Here is a 19,802-nt window from a genome sequence, read left to right on the forward strand (position 1 = left end):
AGGTGTTATTTTTGTCTAATCGCGTTGTTATTACCGGTCTGGGCGTTGTAAGTCCTGTAGGTACCGGCAAAGAGGCATTCTGGGATGCCATGATGTCCGGCAAGAATGGTATTGATAAAATTACCCGCTTTGATGCAGCAGAGTACAAGGCACAGATTGCCGGCGAGGTTAAGGATTTTGACCCAGCCGATTATATGGACAAGAAGGAATCCAAGCGCATTGACCGTTATGCTCAGTTTGCTATGGCAGCAGCCAAACTGGCTGTTGAGGATGCCAAGCTGGATTTGGAGCAGGAAAATCTGGAGAGAATTGGTACTTTTGTAGGCAGCGGTATTGGCGGCATTGAAACTATGCATGGCCAGTATGAGAAGCTGTTTGACAAGGGACCTTCCCGTATCAGCCCATTCTTCATTCCAATGATGATTGGTAATATGGCTGCTGGTCATGTATCCATCGCTTTTGGTTTGAAGGGGCCAAGCAGCTGTGTTGTAACTGCCTGTGCTACTGGCACCAATAATATTGGTGATGCTTTCCGTGTATTGCAGCGTGGTGATGCAGATGTAATGCTGGCAGGTGGTACTGAGGCAAGTATTTCTCCTGCTGCTGTAGCAGGCTTCTGTGCTATGAAGGCTTTGTGCATGGACCACAATGATGATCCAGCTCATGCTTCCCGTCCATTTGATGCTAACCGCAGTGGTTTTGTTATGGGTGAGGGCTCCGGTATTGTTGTCCTGGAGACTTTGGAGCACGCTGAGAAGCGTGGTGCTCATATCTATGCAGAGGTTGTAGGCTATGGTTCTAACTCTGATGCATATCATATTACCAGCCCAGCTCCTCATGGTGAGCTGCAGGCTAAGTGCATGGCTTTGGCCTTGAAGGATGCAGGCTTGGAGCCAGCAGAGGTTGATTATGTAAATGCTCATGGTACTTCTACTCATCTGAATGATCAGGGTGAGACTGAGGCTATCAAGACTGTATGGGGCGAGGCTGCTAAGGATGTATCCGTAAGCTCCATTAAGTCCATGACTGGTCACCTGCTGGGTGCTGCTGGTGGTGTAGAGGCTATTGCTACTGCTTTGGCTGTAGAGAATGATATGCTGCCTCCTACTATTAACTATGAGACTCCAGATGAGGGTCTGGATTTGGATTATGTACCAAATAAGGCTAAGGCTAAGACTGTTCGTGCTGCTATTTCCAATAACTTTGGTTTTGGTGGTCACAATGCTTGTCTGGTTCTGAAGAAATACGCAAAATAATTGAATATAAGGAAATGAATTAGAGTTGAAGTGTTTTATTATGAATGATCGAGTAAATGATCGGATTACAGCTGAACGCCGTCGTCGTTTGGAGGAACTATCCAGACGATTGGGAGTGAATTTTCGGCACATCGGCTGGCTACATCAGGCCTTGACTCATACCTCTTATGCCAATGAGGCTAGAACCAAGGTACAGCATAATGAGCGCTTGGAATTCTTGGGAGATGCGGTGCTGGAGCTTGCTATCAGCACCTATCTCTTCAATCATTTTCCTGGACTTCCTGAGGGTGATCTGACAAAGGCCAGGGCAGCGGTGGTATGTGAAGCCAGCCTGTCCAGCAGGGCAGCGGAGCTGCATTTGGGAGATTACCTGTTGTTAGGACATGGAGAGCAGACATCCGGTGGACGTAGGCGGTCATCTATTCTGGAGGATGCCTTTGAATCTGTAATTGGTGCTATCTACATGGATCAGGGCTGGGAAAAGGCTAAGAGCTATGTATTGAGACAGTTGGAAGATCACCTCAACAAGGTTGAGGATGGCAGCACCAAGGTCAGGGATTACAAGACCATGCTGCAGGAGTTGGTACAACGCAAGGCTGATAGCCATGTGGTATATGAGCTTTTGTGTGCCAGCGGGCCTGATCATGCCAAGGTGTTTGAATTTGCTGTGAAGCTTAATAACGAAGTTTTAGGAACAGGTAAGGGTCCAAGTAAAAAGGCGGCTGAACAACAGGCAGCTCGCCAAGCTTTAGAAATTTTGAATAAACGTATAAAAAAAGAAGCATAATTGCTTCTTTTTTTGTATAATGAAATAAATTGATATTTTAGAGAAGCTGGCAAGGGAAAAGGTTTCTCTTTAGTGGAGATGATTAGGAGCGATGTATATGAAGAAATTGATTATGCTGGGAACTGGCAATGCTATGGTAACAAAGATTTTTAATACCTGTTTTTTGATTGAATTGCCTGATGGAGAGCTGTTTATGACAGATGCTGGCGGCGGCAATGGCATTTTGCGCCAGATGGAGCAGGCTGAGGCAGATTATAGCCGCATTCATCATATGTTTGTTACCCACGGTCATACAGATCATATTCTAGGTGCAGTGTGGATGATTCGTAAAATTGCATCTCTGATGAATAATGGCAAATATGAGGGGCAGTTGCATATTTATTGTCATGATGTAGTGGCAGATATGCTGAATACCATGTGTGCCATGATGTTGAAGAAAAAGGATTTGGCTAATGTAGGCAGGGATATTCTTATTCACGAAGTAAAGGATGGTCAAGTGGTGGAATTGCCACAGCTAAAGCTGACAGCCTTTGATATTTTCTCCACCAAGGCCAAGCAGTTTGGCTATCGCATGGAATTTGCCGATGATGGTCAGGTGTTGACCTGCTTAGGAGATGAGCCATATAATCCTAAATGTATTCAATATGCCCAGGGTGTGGATTGGCTTCTGTCTGAGGCCTTCTGCAAATACGGTGATAGGGACAGATTCAAGCCTTATGAGAAAAATCACAGTACATCTAAAGAAGCTGGTGAGCTGGCTCAGGAGCTGGGAGTAAAAAATGTGGTGCTTTATCATACAGAGGATAAAACCTTGGCTACTCGCAAGGAAGAATATGGGGCAGAATGCAGCAAATATTTCCAGGGTAATGTGTATGTACCAGAGGATTTAGAGGTTATTAATTTAGGATAAGCCTTTAAGATTTTATGCTTTGTAGAAGGCAATTTGTATCTTTCAAGTTTTTTTCATAATAAATACGTATACTATACTGTGGTTTCATGAATCCCATATATCATGTTGACTTTTAACATTGGCGAATGTATCATGTATGGGGATGTATGTTTTTATTTTATGTTGGATATATATTAATAGGAGGTAGGTAGATTTGTTATCTAAGAAAGGAAAACTGATAGTAGGGGCAGTTATTGCCATAGCTGTCATTGCTGCAGTTGTAATGTTTAGTGGCATGGGAGGCCAGCAGGCTAAGAAAATGGCTGGCGGTGCTCAGGTAAAGGCCATGAACGTGCTGGTGCAGGATACCCCATTGGAGCTGGCATACGCTGGATCTGTTAAGGGTAAAGATGAGGTTAAGGTACAGGCCAGAGTATCTGGTACAGTTACGGCAAAATATGTTAAGGGTGGTCAGTATGTTAGTGCTGGACAGCCTCTGTACAAAATTGATGATCGTACCTATAGAGCCGCTCTTTTGCAGGCTCAGGCCAATCTGGCTCAGGCTCAGGCCACCTATAACAACAGCTTGATTGATTTGCAGCGGAATGAACAGCTGCTGGCATCTGCTGCTGTTTCCGAGCAGACTGTTACTACTATGCGGGCTCAGGCAGAGGCTCAGCAGGCCAATGTTAATGCTATGGCTGCCCTGGTAGAGCAGGCCCAGAAGAATGTAGATGATACTGTAGTTTATGCCCCTATGAGCGGCAAACTGGCTGTTGACGATGTGGCTGAGGGCACTTATGCTGCAGCAGGTAATACTGTGCTGGTAACCATTGGCTCCAGCAACCCTGTATTTGTTCAGTTCAGTATCAGTGAAAGTGAATACTTGAAGTATGTAGGGGCTAATGTTACCCCAGGCAATGCTTTGCCAAGCAAGTCTGTACGTATTGAGCTCAGTGATGGCTCTGAATATCCTGTAGATGGTCATATTGTGGAGGTTGACCGTGCTATGCAGGATAATTCCGGTTCCCTGATTGTTAAGGCCCAGTTCGATAATCCAAATGGTATTCTGGTACCAGGTATGTTTGCTAGAGCCAAGCTGGTAGGTGATACTCTGCACAACGCCAAGCTGGTGCCTGAGAGAGCTGTTCAGCAGCTGCTGGGCAAGTCCTTTGTTATGATTGTAGGAGAGGATGGCAAGTCCAAGGCTGTTAATGTAGAGCTAGGTACCAAGGTAGGCAGCTATTATGTTGTCAACAGTGGTCTTACCGGCAATGAGCAGGTTGTGGTAGAAGGTCTTACCTCCTTGACTGAGGGTATGGACATGAATGTTACCACTGTAACACCTGAGGATATGGGCTTCTCTCTGACTGAAAGCAATTTGTAAGGAGGCGTCCACTTGTCTAAGTTTTTTATACATAGGCCGATATTTGCAATCGTTATCTCTTTGCTGATTGTTATTATCGGTGTATTGGCGGCAGTACAGCTGCCAATCGCACAGTATCCTCAGATTTCACCACCGACAATTTCTGTAAGCACTACCTATGTAGGTGCTAATGCCAAAACTGTAAATGAGACAGTAGCTCAGGTTATTGAGCAGCAGGTAAATGGTACTCAGGGTATGGACTATATGTCCTCTACTGCAGCAGATTCCGGTCGTTATAGTCTGAGTGTTGTTTTTGATTTGGCCACCGATGGCGATATGGATTCTGTAAAGGTGCAGAACAATGTTGCCATTGCCAATGCCAGTCTGCCAGATTCTGTTAAAAACAATGGTGTTGTTACCAGCAAATCCTCCAGCGATATGGCTTTGATGATTGCCATGTACTCACCAAATAAGACCTATGACAGAGTATGGATGAAAACCTATGCAGATATTTATCTGCTGGACAAAATTAAGCGTGTTAGCGGTGTAGGTTCTGTAGAGGTATTTGGTGCAGATCATTCCATGCGTATCTGGGTAAATCCTGCTAAGATGGCAGAGTTGAACATTACTTCCTCTGACATTGTAGCTGCTATTAATGAGCAGAATGTGCAGGCACCTGCTGGTACTGTAGGTGCTCCTCCTTTGGCAGAAAGCCAGGAGAAGCAGGCCACCGGTAAAATTGATGGCCGTTTGACTACACCAGAGGAATTTGGCAATATTATTATCAGGGCTTCCAATGATGGACAGTATGTCCGCATTAAGGATATTGCCAGAGTAGAAACCGGTGCCAAGGACTATAACTTTGGTACCACCTACAATAATATGGAAGCTGTAGGCTTTGGTATTCAGTTAACCAGTGATGCCAATGCCATGACTACTGTAGCCGAAGTTAAAGAAATTATTGAAGAAGCCCAGAAGGACTTCCCACCAGATTTGCGGGCTGACGAGATTGTAGATAGCACCAAGTTTATTCATGCTTCTATTACCGAGGTTGTGGAAACCTTTGTTGAAGCTCTGCTGCTGGTTGTGCTGGTAGTATTTGTCTTCCTGCAGAATTGGCGGGCAACCTTGATTCCGCTGCTGGCTGTACCAGTATCCCTGATTGGTACCTTTATTGCCTTTACTTTCCTAGGCTTCTCCATCAACACTCTGACTCTGTTTGCCATGGTATTGGCTATCGGTCTGGTAGTTGACGATGCTATTGTAGTTATCGAGAATGTAGAAGCTCACATGGAAAAGGGCCTGAATCCTGTGGATGCTACTGAGCGTGCTATGGATGAGGTACAGGGTCCTGTAGTAGCCATTGCCTTTGTACTGGCTGCAGTATTTATACCAGTAGCCTTTCTGGGTGGTATGATGGGTGTGCTGTATCGTCAGTTTGCCTTGACTATTGCTATATCCATGGCTTTGTCAGCTTTCGTGGCGCTGACATTGACTCCTGCTCTGTGTGCCACTATTCTGAAGCCTCATACCAAGGAGGATGATGAAGGACTGCTGGGCAGATTCTTCTGCAAATTCAATGCGGCCTTTAACGTAGTCCGTTTGAAGTATCAGGGTGTAGTTGGTTGGTTTATCGGCCATATCAAGGTAGCAGTAGTATTTATTGTTATTGTCTGTGGCTTGACTGGTCTTTTGTACAAGATAGTTCCTTCTACCTTTGTACCAAATGAGGACCAGGGCTACTATGCTGTAGCTGTTAACTTGCCAGAAGGTGCTTCTCTGAACCAGACCGAAAAGGTTATTGAGAAGCTGTCTGGTGCTGTGCAGCAGGTGGATGGCGTTGAGAGTGTTATGGGTATTCCTGGCTTTGATATTATGGCCTTTAGTGGTAAGTCCAGTGCTGGTGCCATGTTCGTAGGCCTGAATGGCTGGGAGGATAGAACCACAGCCGAAACTCAGATTAATGCTATTATTAACAAGACCTTTGGCGTTGGTGCCAAGGTAGCACCAGAGGCTAGAGTAATTGCCTTTAATATGCCTGCTTTGCCTGGCTTGGGTACCGTAGGCGGCTGGCAGATGGAGCTGCAGGATTTGTCCGGCCATACAGATGAAGAGCTGGATCAGGTAACCAAAAAGATTTTGGCTGCAGCCAATCAGCGGCCTGAGCTGCAGGGTGTGCGTTCCACCTTCTCCATTAATTCTCCTGTTTATCAATACGATATTGATAGAGAAAAGGTTAAGGCTATGGGTGTCAGCATGTCTGATGTATTTACAGCCATGCAGATTTTCTACGGTGGCAGCCAGGTAAATGACTATAATGAATTTGGCCGTACCTTCAAGGTAATGGTACAGGCAGACGAAAGCTTCCGCAGCAGTGTGGATGGTATGCGCTTTATGTATGTTCGCAGCAAGACTGGCCAGAATGTACCTCTTGATTCTCTGTTGAAGCCAAGAGAGACAACTGGTGCCAGCACCATCAGCCGCTTTAACGGCTCCCGCTCCATCAGCATTCAGGGTAATGCTGGTAACGGTTATTCCTCTGGTCAGGCTATGACTGCTATTGAGGAAGTAGTTAGAGAGATAGCAACTGATGGCTATGGCATTGAATGGTCTGGTCAGGCTCGTGAGGAGAAGAAGAGCAGCAGCTCCACAACTCAGGTATTGGCCTTGGCACTGGTCTTTGTATTCCTGTGCTTGGCAGCTCTCTACGAAAGCTGGAGTGTACCATTTGCGGTATTGCTTTCCGTACCTGTAGGTGTTTTTGGTGCCCTGTTCTCAGAGTACTTCATGTCCATTGTGGAGGCTTTGGATGGCGTGCCAAATGCTGGTCTGCAGAACAGTGTATACATGCAGATTGGTGTTATTATGATTATCGGCTTGGCAGCCAAGAACGCAATTCTGATTGTAGAGTTTGCCAAGCTTCGAGTAGATGTAGGCATGAATCCATTGAAGGCGGCTATTGAGGCGGCAGGCTTGCGTCTGCGTCCAATTCTTATGACCTCCTTTGCCTTTATTATCGGCTGTCTGCCACTGGCTACAGCCACCGGCGCTGGTGCTGCCTCTCGTAATGGTATGGGCGTGGCAGTAGTAGGCGGTATGCTCTTTGCTACAGGCTTGGCTATATTCATAATTCCGGCCTTCTATGTAATGACAGAGTATATTGCCAAATCCTTGGGTATTCGAAAAACGGAAAAGAAAAAGACCTCCAAGGATTATATGTAAATTTAATATGACTGTCTTATGACAGCTCGCTAGAGAAGTCATAAGCGTGTAAAGTACAGTACCTCTGATTTTTCTAGGAAAGTCTGGGGTACTGTTCTTTTATATATATTTATATAGAACAAAAAGCGAAAAATAATGGAAATTATTCTTGCCTAAAAAACTTTTGTTTGTTATAATATTAGTAAAATATGTTTGACAGTAAGGAGATTTAAGTATATGGAGAAGGAAAGAGAAGAATCCCTGAAAAATGCCATGAAGCAGATAGAAAAGGACTACGGCAAGGGGGCCATTATGCGCTTGGGAGATGCCGCAGCCAATATGAATGTGGAGGTTATCTCTACCGGTATTCTGCCCCTGGACATTGCTCTTGGGGTGGGCGGTATTCCTAGAGGCCGTATTATTGAGATTTATGGTCCTGAGTCCTCTGGTAAAACCACAGTAACCTTGCATATGATAGCAGAGGCCCAGCGTCAGGGCGGTGTGGCAGCTTTTATTGATGCAGAGCATGCTCTGGATCCTATTTATGCCAGAAATCTAGGTGTAGATATAGATAATCTGCTGGTTTCCCAGCCTGATACTGGTGAGCAGGCCTTGGAAATCGTAGAGGCTCTGGTACGCAGTGGTGCAATTGATATTATTGTAGTGGACTCTGTGGCTGCCTTGGTGCCAAAGGCTGAAATCGAGGGAGATATGGGTGATGCCCATGTAGGTTTGCTGGCTCGGCTTATGAGTCAGGCCATGCGTAAGCTTACAGGTATTATCAGCAAGTCCAGAACTACGGCTATCTTCATCAATCAGATTCGTGAGAAGGTAGGCACCATGTATGGTAATCCAGAAACCACCACTGGCGGTCGTGCTTTGAAGTTCTATTCCTCTGTCCGTCTGGATGTGCGCAAATTCGATACAGTTAAGCAGGGGACTAATATTTTGGGTAATAGAACCAGAGTTAAGGTAGTGAAGAATAAGATTGCCCCTCCTTTCAAGGTAGCAGAATTTGATATTATGTATGGTGAAGGTGTTTCCAAGGAAAGCAGTCTTATTGATATTGCTGCAGATTTGGATATTCTCAACAAGAGTGGTTCCTGGTATTCCTACAATGGCAATCGCTTAGGCCAGGGTAAGGATACTGTTAAGGATATTTTGCGGAACCAGCCTGAGCTTATGGCAGAAATTGAAGGTAAGCTATATGAAATGTTGAAGAATGAGGCTGTGATGCAGAGATTAAATGCTCCAACCAAGAAGGCAAGAGGTGCTGAGGATTAATGGAAGCAGCAGGGCCTAAGCGCCAGCGTCCCCGTCCTTCCTGCAAGGCTAAGGCTGTGGATTTTTTGGCTCGAAGTGATCAAAGCATCAGACGATTGACAGAAAAGCTGCAGCGTAAGGAATATACAGATGAAGAAATTCAGGAAACTATTGACTGGCTGCAGGAAAAACATTTTTTGCGGGAAGAGGATGGCTGTCAGCGAAGGTTTGAGCATATGTATCAGAATACTATTTATAGCCTGCGGCAGATTGTGGTGAAGCTGCGCCAGCAGGGTTATGATAAGGATTTGGTGCAAAGCTTTGTGCCTGATGATACTACGGAACGGGAATATAAGGCTGCCTATAAGGTTATCAGTCGCAAATTCAAGCCGGGAGCGGATAAGCAGAAGATTTACCAGCATCTTTGCATGAAAGGCTTTGACTATGATGTGGCAAGAAATGCTGTAGAAGATTTGCTTTATACATGGGAAAAGGAAGCTGACGAATAAATTGCTGACAGGTGGTTTTTTTGATATAATTATTGGGATAAAGGAAGCGTGAAAACTGTGTCTTTAGACATGGAATGGTTATTGCAAAACGCATGAGGAGGAATATAGAGAGTGACTAATGAAATGATTATCGTCCTGGATTTTGGTGGTCAGTACAATCAGTTGATTGCACGTCGTGTACGTGAGTGCAATGTATATTGCGAGGTACATCCTAACACCTTGAGTCTGGACAAGATCAAGGCTATGAAGAATTTGAAGGGTATTATCTTTACTGGCGGCCCTAACAGCGTTTATACCCCTGAATCTGCTACTATTAGCACAGAAGTATTTAAATTAGGTGTGCCTGTATTGGGTATCTGTTATGGTTCTCAGCTGATGGCTCATCTTCTGGGAGGTAAGGTAGAAACTGCTCCTGTTAGTGAATACGGCAAGACTCAGGTAAAGATCGCTTCTACAGGCTCCAAGCTCTTTCAGGATGTTTCTGAGGAAACTATCTGCTGGATGAGTCATACTGATTATATTTCTCAGGCTCCTGAGGGCTTTAGCGTAACCGCCAGCACTCCTGTATGTCCTGTGGCAGCTATGGAAAACGAGGCAGAGGGACTATATGCAGTGCAGTTCCATCCAGAGGTATTGCATACTGTAGAGGGCTCCAAGATGCTGAGCAATTTTGTCTACAATGTATGTAAATGTGCTGGGGACTGGCGAATGGATTCCTTTGTGGAGTCTACCATTCAGCAGCTAAAGGAAAAGATTGGCGACGGCAAGGCTCTGTGTGCTCTGTCCGGTGGCGTTGATTCCTCTGTAGCCGCAGTTCTTATGTCTAAGGCTATTGGCAAGCAGCTCACCTGCGTATTTGTAGATCATGGACTTCTCCGTAAGGATGAGGGGGATCAGGTTGAGGCTGTATTTGGCCCAGAAGGCCCTTATGATCTGAATTTTATCCGGGTTAACGTACAGGATAGATTCTATGAAAAACTGAAGGGTGTAACAGAGCCTGAGCAGAAGCGTAAGATTATCGGTGAGGAGTTTATTCGCGTATTTGAGGAAGAAGCCAAGAAGATTGGTGCCGTAGACTTCCTGGTACAGGGCACTATTTATCCAGACGTTATCGAAAGTGGTTTGGGTAAATCTGCTGTAATCAAGTCCCACCATAATGTAGGCGGTCTGCCTGATTTTGTGGATTTCAAGGAAATCGTAGAGCCTTTGCGTCTTTTGTTTAAGGATGAGGTAAGAAAGGCTGGCCGTGAGCTGGGTATTCCAGATTATTTGGTAAATCGCCAGCCATTCCCAGGTCCAGGCTTGGGTATCCGCATTATCGGTGAAGTAACTGCAGAAAAGGTAAAGATTGTTCAGGAAGCAGATGCTATCTATCGCGAGGAGGTAGCCAAGGCTGGTGTGGATAAGGATCTGGGCCAGTATTTTGCAGCCCTGACCAATATGCGTTCTGTAGGGGTTATGGGTGATTTCCGTACCTATGACTACGCTATTGCCCTGCGAGCTGTAATGACCAGCGACTTTATGACAGCTGAAAGCGCTCAGCTGCCTTGGGAGGTACTCCACAAGGTAACTAACCGTATTGTCAACGAGGTAAAGGGCGTCAATCGCGTAATGTACGATTGCACCAGCAAACCACCAGCAACTATTGAGTTTGAGTAAATAGCACAAAATCCCTATAAAGTCTGTATTTATGGACTTTATAGGGATTTTTTAGAAAAATAGGTATAACGAGGTGTTTTATATTCCTTACCTCTATAGGTGGTGGGAGATTTCGGTAATATATTTCATAAATTCTTTCTTAAAATAAAATGCACGGTTTTTATCTGATATTTCGCGTTTGTAAATATTGGAAAATATAGGATGATATGGTTTGGAATCCTTTGTACGAATTTGAATGAATTTACCACTTGCAGTATGCAAAGTTGATCTGTTTGATTCCGATAATTGTTGATTTAACTGGTCACATATGTCATAGTAGTCTGATTCAAGTTGCTGGGCAAGAAATTGATATTTTGGTAAAGATAAGTCAATCTGAATAGGAGGTAGATACATCCAATCTTCTGGATTTCCATCTTTGCTGATCGGGACGTATAGCAAACGTTGAAATTTTTTATATAATTTAGTCTCTTGAAATTTGCGCTTAGCTAGTAATTCATCGATAATGGAGGCGATTTGTGTAATAAACATTGTTTCTAAAGGTTTGCCTGATCGGTCACATTTGTTGGTTTTCAATTCTCCATCTTCAAAATCAAGAGGTGTATTGGAAAGCTCTAATCCAATAGTAAGCTCCAATAATTGTCCTGTTTTTCCCTTATTGATTTTCATCATGGCATCTTGAACTTGGTTGGGCAATAGGTATTCTTTGAACGGGACATAAGCAAGTTTTTCTATTCTAGTTTGTGCTTCGATAAGTTTCATCAATCGGACACCTCCTTGAAAAATTCGGCAATATCAACATCAAGTACATTTGCAATCTGATTTAAAATGGATATGGACAAACTTTTATGGCATCCTTCGGCTTCAATTTTAGAAAGGTAGCTAATGCTAATTTTTGTTTGTTCCGCAAGTTGTACTTGTGTTAAGTTTGCTTGTTCTCTATAATGCTTTATATTCGCACCTATAGTACTATATAGGCTAGCATCATTGCTGAAATACATACAAACACCTCTTTCACTATTTGTGAATATTATCTCATAAGAAGATATTTATATAAATTCACTTATTGTGAAAGAAGAATAGTATGAAACGATGAACATTTGAGGGAGGAATGGCTTATACTTTTACATCCCAATAATTTTAAACTTGAATCAAAGACAGTCTGGTCGTTTCCGGACAGAGGTAGTTGGGCAACACATTCAGGAAAGTACCGTGGAAATTGGTCACCATATGTACCCAGAAATTTGATACTTCGTTATTCTAATCCTGGCGAGTGGATTTTGGATCAATTTATGGGTAGTGGAACCACCTTGGTTGAGGCAAAGCTACTGAGACGCAATGCAGTAGGGATTGATATTAATCCGCAAGCAGTTTCAATTTCAGCAAGAAATTTACAATTTCAATGTCAATCAAATTCAAAAATATTTATGCGAAATGGCAGTGCTACGGAATTACATTTCATCAAGGATAACCATATAGATTTTATCTGTACCCATCCGCCTTATGCTAATATTATTAAATACAGTAAAGGAATAGAAGGGGATGTTTCACTGCTTGGTGTAGATGAATTTTTGGCAGAGATGAAGAAAGTGGCGAAAGAATCTTTTCGTGTATTGAAAAAAGGAAAAATATGCGCTATTATGATTGGCGATATAAGAAAACACGGGAAGGTTATCCCATTAGGATTTCGTACTATGGAATGCTTTTTGCAAGAGGGTTTTGTTAATAAAGAAATTATTATCAAGGAGCAACATAATTGTCATTCCATGGATTATTGGGAGAAAAGAAGCAATAGTTTTCTCCTATTGGCACATGAATATATATTTGTATTCCAACGAGATTGATCATACATAGAAAAGAGGACATATAAATGAGTAATTCAAGTATTGCTCCATTTGTGAAATGGGCTGGTGGCAAACGTCAGTTATTGACTCAGATAAAGGAGAGAATGCCTGAAAAATACAATAATTATTTTGAGCCATTTGTAGGTGGAGGTGCAGTAACATTTGCATTGTTACCTGAAAATGCGCTGATAAATGATATAAACAAAGCATTGATCAATGCTTATAGGCAGATTTGTAATGCACCAGAAGTATTCTTGAAGGCTATAAAGAAGCTGGACAATGAAATGTGGGAGGACGGTAAGGAATATTATTATTTTCTCAGAGAGCATTACAATGACAAATTGATGAAGACGGAGTTTGATGTAGAGTTGGCGGCATTGTTTGTATTTATAAATAAACACTGCTTTAATGGCTTGTATCGTGTAAATGGCAAGGGGCTGTTCAATGTTCCGTATAATAATAGCCGTAGAGTTTCTGTTGATGAAAATCTTATTATGGAAATTTCTGAGTATTTACAGAGTGTAAAAATTATGGATGGAGATTTTGAAGTTGCTTGTAAAGAGGCTAAGGGGGGAGATTTCGTATTTATTGATAGCCCATATGCACCATTAAACCCTACATCGTTTGAATCCTATACTAAAGAGGGCTTCGATATAGAAAGTCATAAACGCCTTGCAAAACTATTTGATGAATTAACAGCCAGAGGTTGCTATTGTATGCTTACAAATCATAATACAGATTTGATTAATGAGTTATATGGTAACAAGGGGTATAGAATAGATATTGTAAGCGTTAAGCGCATGATTAATTCGGATGCATCTAATAGAGTTGGTGAAGAAGTAATTATATGCAATTACTCATGATCATAACACCGTGTATCATTATGTGGTAAAAGGAGTTGGGTAATGGATAACTTATTTATTGAGAAAGTGCCATTATACTACGAAGCAGAAAAATCACAATTAATATTAGGTGATATCTTTAAGATTCTGGTAAAGATGAAAAGAGAATCTGTAGATATGATATTTGCTGATCCGCCATATTTTTTAAGTAACAATGGTATTACATGCCAGGGTGGAAAAATGGTTTCAGTAAATAAAGGCTCATGGGATAGGCTTTCGGATAATGGAACCAGCATTGAAGAAAAACATAAGTTTAACAGAAAATGGATTAATTTATGTAAGAAAGTTTTAAAACCAAATGGCACAATATGGATATCGGGAACATTGCATAATATATATTCTATTGGGATGGCACTAGAGCAGGAAGATTTTAAAATAATCAACAATATAATATGGCAGAAAACCAATCCACCACCAAATTTAGCATGTCGATGCTTTACGCATTCTACGGAAACAATTTTATGGGCAAAGAAGAATGACAAGAAGTCTCGTTATTTTTTTGACTATCATAAAATGAAGGAAATGAATGGCGGCAAGCAGATGAAGGATGTATGGACAGGAACACTGACAAAACCTTCTGAAAAAAGAGAAGGAAAGCATCCAACACAAAAGCCGGAATATTTGCTGGAAAGAATAGTATTGGCATCTACGGAAGAGGGACAGGTTATATTAGATCCGTTCTGTGGTTCAGGAACCACAGGGGTGGAGACAGTAAGATTCGGACGAAAGTTTATAGGAATTGATGTCAGTGAAGAATACTTAGAGATATCTAAGAGAAGATTGGAGAAGGTACTAGAAAGTGAGAAAGAATATTGAAATATCGAATGAAAAGATAAGTGAATTTTTGGAACAGTTTTATGGTTATTTCAAAAGCGAATATGTATTCGGGTAATTTTTTAAAAGTGTATCTTGAAAAGATTGGTTTAGATGAGGTTAGTGTCACACAGCGCTCTTCAGATGGTGGAATTGATTTAGAGGCTGTAAGATATGGTGTTGGTGGTTTTGATGGGGCGGATGCTGTTGATTATTTTGTTCAGGCAAAGAAAAATAAACCAGGAACTACGATTCCTATTGAAAAAGTTAGGGCGCTTAGAGGTGTGATGCCATCAGGCAGTAAAGGGATATTTATAACAACTGCAAGTTACTCAAAAAAGACAGAAAAATTTATAGAAGCAGATTCATCACGTCTGATAATACTTATAGATGTAAAATCACTTGTTGAAAGTTGCATTGATAACGAGATTGGTTTTGTATTTACACCTGTATTCAGTAAAGATGTAATGGATGCATTAAAAGATGAAACAGATGATTTAGTAAAAGAAGATAGAACAAACGCTGAAGAAAACGAAGAGATTAAGCTGGTTGTGGATAAACAGATTTCGGCTAATGACATTCGAGCAAGAATATTAAGATTACCAAAAGCTATTACAAATCGGTTACCAGAAGACGTACATAAAGTTAAAGTGATATTTAATGGTCTGTCACCTAAAGAATTAACGGTAGCAAAGAATAGAGGATATCTTGCAGGTGTAACAGATTTGTATAAGAAATCTTAATTAATAGCTGAGGATGGTTCGTACAATCCATGTAAGGCAATTTGGAAATTTTCTGAAGATAAAATAGATATTACTATAAAGGAGCATTGATAGATGAGATATTTTGATGAATGGATGAGTAAATTCAGACCAAGTATATCAATCTATGATTATTACATAGATTTTGCAAAGGTAATTAAGAATATCGATGAAATTAAGGTAGAGCTTAACATTCTGAATTCATTAATCGGTTCTAAAAACATAGAAAATGAGTTTGGAAAAAATTATAACCAAGTATCCAGAAACATTAAAATGCATTCCATTATTGCTTGCAGTTCGTGGAAATGAGATTTATGCACAGGATGAGGAAGGGGCATTTCTATATAATTTCAAGCAGATGAACTACAGCGTGGAGCAGTACAAGGTATTTATGCGTAAGACTGGATTGTTTGATATGATTGCAAATCATATTGTGAATAACCTAGTTGACTATGCATTAGGTATTGAAACTGGTCTGGACTCTAATGGTCGTAAAAATCGTAGTGGTCATCAGATGGAGAATCTGGTTGAAAAATACATCGTGGCAGCAGGATTTAAAAAGGATGTAAATTATTTTAAAGAAATGTATCTGAAGGACATTGAAGTCAAATGGAATATTGATTTATCAGCACTTTCGAATCAGGGGAAAGCAACAAAGAGATTTGATTTTGTGATTAAGACGGATAAGATGATATATGCAATTGAAACCAATTTCTATGAGAGTGGTGGTTCAAAGTTAAATGAAACGGCAAGAAGTTATAAGATGCTTTCGCAGGAAGCAGATACAATAGATGGATTTACATTTGTTTGGTTTACAGATGGAATTGGCTGGAAGAGTGCTAGAGGCAATTTGCGAGAAACATTTGAGGTTATGGACACTATTTATAGTATTGATGATATGGAAAATGGAGTAATGAAAAAGGTGTTTATTTAAGGAGGAAAAGAAATGTCTTTTGATGCACATGATAAACAAATAGGTGAAATATTGAATAGAGTGGTATTTGATATTCCTAGAAATCAAAGAAAATATGTGTGGACAGAAAATAATTGGAAAGAATTACTTGAAGATGTTGTATTTTCATGTAGAAAAGATGTTACACCCCATTTTATGGGAAGTATAGTTTTAGAGAACAAAGGGAAAAAAGATGGATTAGATTATTATACAATTATAGATGGTCAACAGCGAATAACAACTATTGCTCTAGCATTAATTGCAATAATGAAATTATTAGTGGAATATGGAATGGATGATGATTATTATGGTACATTAGACTATATAAGAGTTAAGAATAATCGAAATCAAAAGAGGCCAATTATTGTGTCTGATTATCATATTTCATTGGTAAATTTAATTGAAGGAATTGAGGAGAAAAAAATAATTACAAACCAGACAATGGCCGCTTTTGTAGATACAAAAATTTTATCAAAAAAGAAAGATAAAATTTTAGGTGACGCTTTGAAATATTATTATAATGAAATAAAACGAATATGTGAAAATAGTAATGACCATACTAACAAATTGTTAGAAATACGTAATGCTATTATTAATATGACAATTGTTTGCATTGTCTCTACCTCAGAAGAAGATTCATACACTATTTTTGAAATATTAAATGCAAGAGGACAAGAATTAGAGGATCATGAGTTATTAAAAAACTATATAATGAGATACATTCAACCTGTGGATAGAAGAGATATAGCAAAAACAAAATGGGAAGAAATGGAATTAAAGTTAGGAAATTATTACAAAAGGTATATAAGTCATTATGCAAGGCATCGCTTTGGAAAAGCTCAAGGAGATAAGGATTCAGATTATCGAATAATATATAAAAATACTAAAGGTTCAGATATAAATGCGTTATTAAATGACATAAAACTTAAATCAGAATACTATTTGAAATTTGTGAATCCTCAAATTCAAGGAGAAGATAAAAATTGTACGGAAATAGAATATGAGGTATTTTCATTTTTTAAGAAAAAGAGGCAAGAACAATTTCGACCTGTAGTATTAAGCTTATTACATCAAAAAGAATTAGGGAATTTATCAGAATCGTTATATGAACAGTCGTTAAAATTTATATACAATTTCTTTGTATGTTACACGTTGATTGGTGAGGAGAAATCAAATAAATTGCAAGATGTAATATATAAATATGCTGTTATTTTAGAAAACAATTATTCTTATGATAATCTGAAAGAATTTGGTCATACTTTGAAAGGGAAGATTCCAAATTATGACTGGTTTTTAAATTCATTTCGTAATTTAGGCTGGTCAAATCATTCCGAGATGTTTAAAGGTAATAAAAACAAGCATAGAGTTCAGATTACACTTGAGATAATAGAAAAATATATGTCGCAAAAATTTGAAATACCAGAATTTACCATTGAACATATTTTACCTGACTCTGAAAGTGAAGAAAATGCACATATTGGTAATTTAATACCATTGGAAATGAAATTGAATACTAAGTGTGATAATAAGAGACTGGAAGAAAAGTATAAAATTTATGAAAATTCGGATTTTGCTACGGCTAGGGGTATTACCAAAAGATATAAGAATAAAGAATTTAATATTGCAAAAAGAACAGAGTTTTTATGTAAGTTAGTATATAATTATATATTGGAAATAACACAATTTGATTATAAAAAATGATATAGTTAATTTATCAAAGATACAGGACATTTAATTATACAATATTTAGTGCAGTAGATAACACAGAATATGTTAAGTTTATTACATAGGTACAGAATAAAATAGTAAAATTGCGTTTTGGATGAGGTGATAATATCAAGAGACTTAATTGACAACAAGAAAAAACAGTTATCAGAGAGCCAGACAGTCTGAAAGACTATTCAGGGCAGTTTAAATTAAGAATTCCTAGAAGCCTGCACAGATCACTGGCAGAGCATTCTCAAAGAGAAGGTATTAGCATGAATCAATATTGTGTATATATTCTATCCAGAAATGATGCAGTATAATCTACATAAATGGTGTTAAACATTTTTTTGTTAGTTATTAAATTAGGAGGTGGGGAGATGCAGGAGATTAAATGCCCAAAATGTGGCGAGGTTTTTGTGGTTGATGAGTCTGGCTATGCTAATATTGTGAAGCAGGTTCGGGATAAAGAATTTGCCAAGGAACTACAAAAAAGAGAGGAAGAGCTGAAAGACGCCCAACAAAAGGATTTGGATTTAGTTCGACTGGAACAGAAAAATCAATTAGATAAAGCTCTTTCGGCCAAGGATTCAGAGCTGTCCGAAAAGGATAAAAAAATACAGGAATTAGAGGCCTGCATTAAGAACAATGAAATATCTAGGAATTTGGCAGTGTCAGAAGCTGTAAATGCAAAGGAAAAGGAAATTTCACAAAAAAACGATGAAATCAATGCTCTAAAGGCGGATTATATTGCTAAGAACATGGAGCAAGATAAAGAAATTGCAAAACTGCAAGCACAACTTGCTAATGGCGAAAATGAGAAAAAGATGGCAGTTTCCGAAGCACGGCAGTTAAAAGATAAGGAATTGGCAGAGAAGAATACAGAAATTATCCGTCTTAAAGATCAATTATCTAATAAGGATACGGAAAGACAGCTAGGAGAGGAATCCTTGAAACGGGAATATGAGGCCAAGCTGAAACATAAGGATGAGCAACTAAAGGAAAAGGACGAGCAGATTGATTACTACAAGGATTTCAAGGCTCGTCAGTCCACCAAAATGGTGGGAGAAAGTCTGGAACAGCATTGCCTGACACAGTTTAATTCCCTGCGGATGACGGCCTTTCCGACAGCCTATTTTGAGAAGGATAATGATGCCAAAAGTGGCAGCAAGGGGGATTTTATCTTCCGGGAAAGTGTGGAAGGCACAGAATTTATTTCCATTATGTTTGAAATGAAAAACGAGATGGATGAAACTGCCACCAAGCATAAAAATGAGGATTTTTTCAAGGAGCTGGATAAGGATCGCCGGGAAAAGAAATGTGAATATGCAGTTCTGGTATCCCTGTTGGAAATGGACAATGAATTATACAACAATGGTATTGTGGATGTTTCCTATCGCTACGAAAAAATGTATGTAATTCGTCCCCAGTTTTTTATCCCTATGATTACTCTGTTGCGGAATGCAGCTCTGAATAGTCTAAAATATCGTCAGGAGCTGGAAGCAGCCAAGAATCAGCAGCTGGATATAGCCCATTTTGAGGAAAATATGAATGCCTTTAAGCAGGGCTTTGGCCGCAATTATGAAATTGCCAGCAAAAAATTCAAAACAGCCATAGATGAAATAGACAAAACCATCACCCATTTGCAAAAGACCAAGGATGCGTTACTTTCTTCTGAAAACCAGTTACGGTTGGCCAACAATAAGGCGGAGGATTTGAGCATCAAGAAGCTGACCAAAAACGCTCCCTCAGTGCGAAAAATGTTTGAGGAAATATAGCTAAGGAAAATTTGCCTCTGTTTTTCATTTTAGGCAGGTTCTTTTCTACCCGAATTGCAATAATAAGTTGAACACCCGGCGAACCTTTATGCAGTAAGTACTGCAAGCATTTCTTCCTCAA

At 40.1% G+C, this 19,802-nt stretch carries 19 protein-coding genes; 17 read left to right on the forward strand and 2 right to left on the reverse strand.

The features are described 5' to 3' along the window. Positions 1–11: 11 nt before the first annotated feature. The 8 genes from fabF (at position 12) to guaA (ending at position 10,930) form a co-directional block, all read left to right on the forward strand. Complete coding sequence (gene fabF, locus I6E26_RS06240; RefSeq protein WP_235320992.1) at positions 12–1,256, forward strand: beta-ketoacyl-ACP synthase II; 1,245 nt, start codon at positions 12–14, stop codon at positions 1,254–1,256. 40 nt (positions 1,257–1,296) lie between these two features. Then, positions 1,297–2,043 carry a ribonuclease III gene (rnc, locus tag I6E26_RS06245; RefSeq protein ID WP_235320993.1) on the forward strand — a complete coding sequence of 249 codons (747 nt, stop codon included), beginning with the start codon at positions 1,297–1,299 and terminating at the stop codon, positions 2,041–2,043. 97 nt (positions 2,044–2,140) lie between these two features. Beyond that, positions 2,141–2,953, forward strand: coding sequence for an MBL fold metallo-hydrolase (locus I6E26_RS06250; RefSeq protein ID WP_235320994.1), 813 nt, complete (start codon positions 2,141–2,143; stop codon positions 2,951–2,953). A gap of 193 nt (positions 2,954–3,146) precedes the next feature. Beyond that, positions 3,147–4,319 carry an efflux RND transporter periplasmic adaptor subunit gene (locus I6E26_RS06255; protein WP_328228024.1) on the forward strand — a complete coding sequence of 391 codons (1,173 nt, stop codon included), beginning with the start codon at positions 3,147–3,149 and terminating at the stop codon, positions 4,317–4,319. 12 nt (positions 4,320–4,331) lie between these two features. Further along, positions 4,332–7,520 (forward strand): efflux RND transporter permease subunit, encoded by a 3,189-nt coding sequence (locus I6E26_RS06260; RefSeq protein ID WP_235320995.1) that lies wholly within the window; start codon positions 4,332–4,334, stop codon positions 7,518–7,520. A gap of 216 nt (positions 7,521–7,736) precedes the next feature. Next, complete coding sequence (recA, locus tag I6E26_RS06265; protein WP_235320996.1) at positions 7,737–8,783, forward strand: recombinase RecA; 1,047 nt, start codon at positions 7,737–7,739, stop codon at positions 8,781–8,783. Then, complete coding sequence (locus I6E26_RS06270) at positions 8,783–9,271, forward strand: regulatory protein RecX (protein ID WP_235320997.1); 489 nt, start codon at positions 8,783–8,785, stop codon at positions 9,269–9,271. The genes recA and I6E26_RS06270 overlap by 1 nt, the downstream gene beginning before the upstream one ends. A gap of 123 nt (positions 9,272–9,394) precedes the next feature. Further along, a complete protein-coding gene (gene guaA / locus I6E26_RS06275) occupies positions 9,395–10,930 on the forward strand; it encodes a glutamine-hydrolyzing GMP synthase (protein WP_235321007.1) in 1,536 nt (511 codons plus the stop codon). Positions 10,931–11,023: 93 nt separating this feature from the next. Here guaA and I6E26_RS06280 read toward each other — a convergent pair whose 3' ends face one another. Together I6E26_RS06280 and I6E26_RS06285 are read right to left on the reverse strand one after the other, a co-directional pair. Further along, on the reverse strand, positions 11,024–11,689 hold the full coding sequence (locus I6E26_RS06280) for a MutH/Sau3AI family endonuclease (RefSeq protein ID WP_235321008.1): 666 nt from the start codon (positions 11,687–11,689) through the stop codon (positions 11,024–11,026). Beyond that, a complete protein-coding gene (locus I6E26_RS06285; RefSeq protein ID WP_235320998.1) occupies positions 11,689–11,928 on the reverse strand; it encodes a helix-turn-helix domain-containing protein in 240 nt (79 codons plus the stop codon). Before I6E26_RS06285 ends, I6E26_RS06280 begins: the two co-directional genes overlap by 1 nt. A gap of 99 nt (positions 11,929–12,027) precedes the next feature. Here I6E26_RS06285 and I6E26_RS06290 point away from each other — a divergent pair, with 99 nt between their 5' ends. The 9 genes from I6E26_RS06290 to I6E26_RS06325 all read left to right on the forward strand — a co-directional run bounded on the left by I6E26_RS06290 (position 12,028) and on the right by I6E26_RS06325 (position 19,681). Continuing rightward, positions 12,028–12,771 (forward strand): TRM11 family SAM-dependent methyltransferase, encoded by a 744-nt coding sequence (locus tag I6E26_RS06290; RefSeq protein WP_235320999.1) that lies wholly within the window; start codon positions 12,028–12,030, stop codon positions 12,769–12,771. 26 nt (positions 12,772–12,797) lie between these two features. Further along, positions 12,798–13,634 (forward strand): DNA adenine methylase, encoded by an 837-nt coding sequence (locus tag I6E26_RS06295; RefSeq protein WP_235321000.1) that lies wholly within the window; start codon positions 12,798–12,800, stop codon positions 13,632–13,634. Between the two features lie 42 nt (positions 13,635–13,676). Then, positions 13,677–14,489, forward strand: coding sequence for a DNA-methyltransferase (locus I6E26_RS06300; protein ID WP_235321001.1), 813 nt, complete (start codon positions 13,677–13,679; stop codon positions 14,487–14,489). Between the two features lie 41 nt (positions 14,490–14,530). After that, positions 14,531–15,229, forward strand: a complete 699-nt coding sequence (locus tag I6E26_RS06305; protein ID WP_235321002.1) for a restriction endonuclease — start codon at positions 14,531–14,533, stop codon at positions 15,227–15,229. Positions 15,230–15,322: 93 nt separating this feature from the next. Further along, positions 15,323–15,556 carry a DpnII family type II restriction endonuclease gene (locus I6E26_RS11225; protein WP_268824824.1) on the forward strand — a complete coding sequence of 78 codons (234 nt, stop codon included), beginning with the start codon at positions 15,323–15,325 and terminating at the stop codon, positions 15,554–15,556. Continuing rightward, positions 15,477–16,181: a type II restriction endonuclease gene (locus tag I6E26_RS06310; RefSeq protein WP_268824825.1), complete on the forward strand. Its 705-nt coding sequence runs from the start codon at positions 15,477–15,479 to the stop codon at positions 16,179–16,181. Before I6E26_RS11225 ends, I6E26_RS06310 begins: the two co-directional genes overlap by 80 nt. Before the next feature lie 12 nt (positions 16,182–16,193). Beyond that, complete coding sequence (locus I6E26_RS06315) at positions 16,194–17,900, forward strand: DUF262 domain-containing protein (protein WP_235321003.1); 1,707 nt, start codon at positions 16,194–16,196, stop codon at positions 17,898–17,900. Positions 17,901–18,088: 188 nt separating this feature from the next. Beyond that, complete coding sequence (locus tag I6E26_RS06320) at positions 18,089–18,226, forward strand: toxin-antitoxin system HicB family antitoxin (protein ID WP_268824831.1); 138 nt, start codon at positions 18,089–18,091, stop codon at positions 18,224–18,226. A 57-nt stretch (positions 18,227–18,283) separates the two neighbouring features. Then, on the forward strand, positions 18,284–19,681 hold the full coding sequence (locus I6E26_RS06325; RefSeq protein WP_235321004.1) for a DUF2130 domain-containing protein: 1,398 nt from the start codon (positions 18,284–18,286) through the stop codon (positions 19,679–19,681). Positions 19,682–19,802: the final 121 nt, after the last annotated feature.

The sequence above is a fragment of the Anaerovibrio lipolyticus genome, assembly GCF_021531495.1.
Lineage (GTDB): Bacteria > Bacillota > Negativicutes > Selenomonadales > Selenomonadaceae > Anaerovibrio.

Excerpts from the sequence above, each read along its gene's own strand:
- rnc (WP_235320993.1), top strand. The coding sequence starts at position 1,297 with ATGAATGATCGAGTAAATGATCGGATTACAGCTGAACGCCGTCGTCGT.
- I6E26_RS06250 (WP_235320994.1), top strand. The coding sequence starts at position 2,141 with ATGAAGAAATTGATTATGCTGGGAACTGGCAATGCTATGGTAACAAAG.
- recA (WP_235320996.1), top strand. The coding sequence starts at position 7,737 with ATGGAGAAGGAAAGAGAAGAATCCCTGAAAAATGCCATGAAGCAGATA.
- I6E26_RS06270 (WP_235320997.1), top strand. The coding sequence starts at position 8,783 with ATGGAAGCAGCAGGGCCTAAGCGCCAGCGTCCCCGTCCTTCCTGCAAG.
- guaA (WP_235321007.1), top strand. The coding sequence starts at position 9,395 with ATGATTATCGTCCTGGATTTTGGTGGTCAGTACAATCAGTTGATTGCA.
- I6E26_RS06280 (WP_235321008.1), bottom strand. The coding sequence starts at position 11,689 with ATGAAACTTATCGAAGCACAAACTAGAATAGAAAAACTTGCTTATGTC.
- I6E26_RS06285 (WP_235320998.1), bottom strand. The coding sequence starts at position 11,928 with ATGTATTTCAGCAATGATGCTAGCCTATATAGTACTATAGGTGCGAAT.
- I6E26_RS06295 (WP_235321000.1), top strand. The coding sequence starts at position 12,798 with ATGAGTAATTCAAGTATTGCTCCATTTGTGAAATGGGCTGGTGGCAAA.
- I6E26_RS06300 (WP_235321001.1), top strand. The coding sequence starts at position 13,677 with ATGGATAACTTATTTATTGAGAAAGTGCCATTATACTACGAAGCAGAA.
- I6E26_RS06305 (WP_235321002.1), top strand. The coding sequence starts at position 14,531 with ATGGTTATTTCAAAAGCGAATATGTATTCGGGTAATTTTTTAAAAGTG.
- I6E26_RS11225 (WP_268824824.1), top strand. The coding sequence starts at position 15,323 with ATGAGATATTTTGATGAATGGATGAGTAAATTCAGACCAAGTATATCA.
- I6E26_RS06310 (WP_268824825.1), top strand. The coding sequence starts at position 15,477 with ATGAGTTTGGAAAAAATTATAACCAAGTATCCAGAAACATTAAAATGC.
- I6E26_RS06315 (WP_235321003.1), top strand. The coding sequence starts at position 16,194 with ATGTCTTTTGATGCACATGATAAACAAATAGGTGAAATATTGAATAGA.
- I6E26_RS06325 (WP_235321004.1), top strand. The coding sequence starts at position 18,284 with ATGCAGGAGATTAAATGCCCAAAATGTGGCGAGGTTTTTGTGGTTGAT.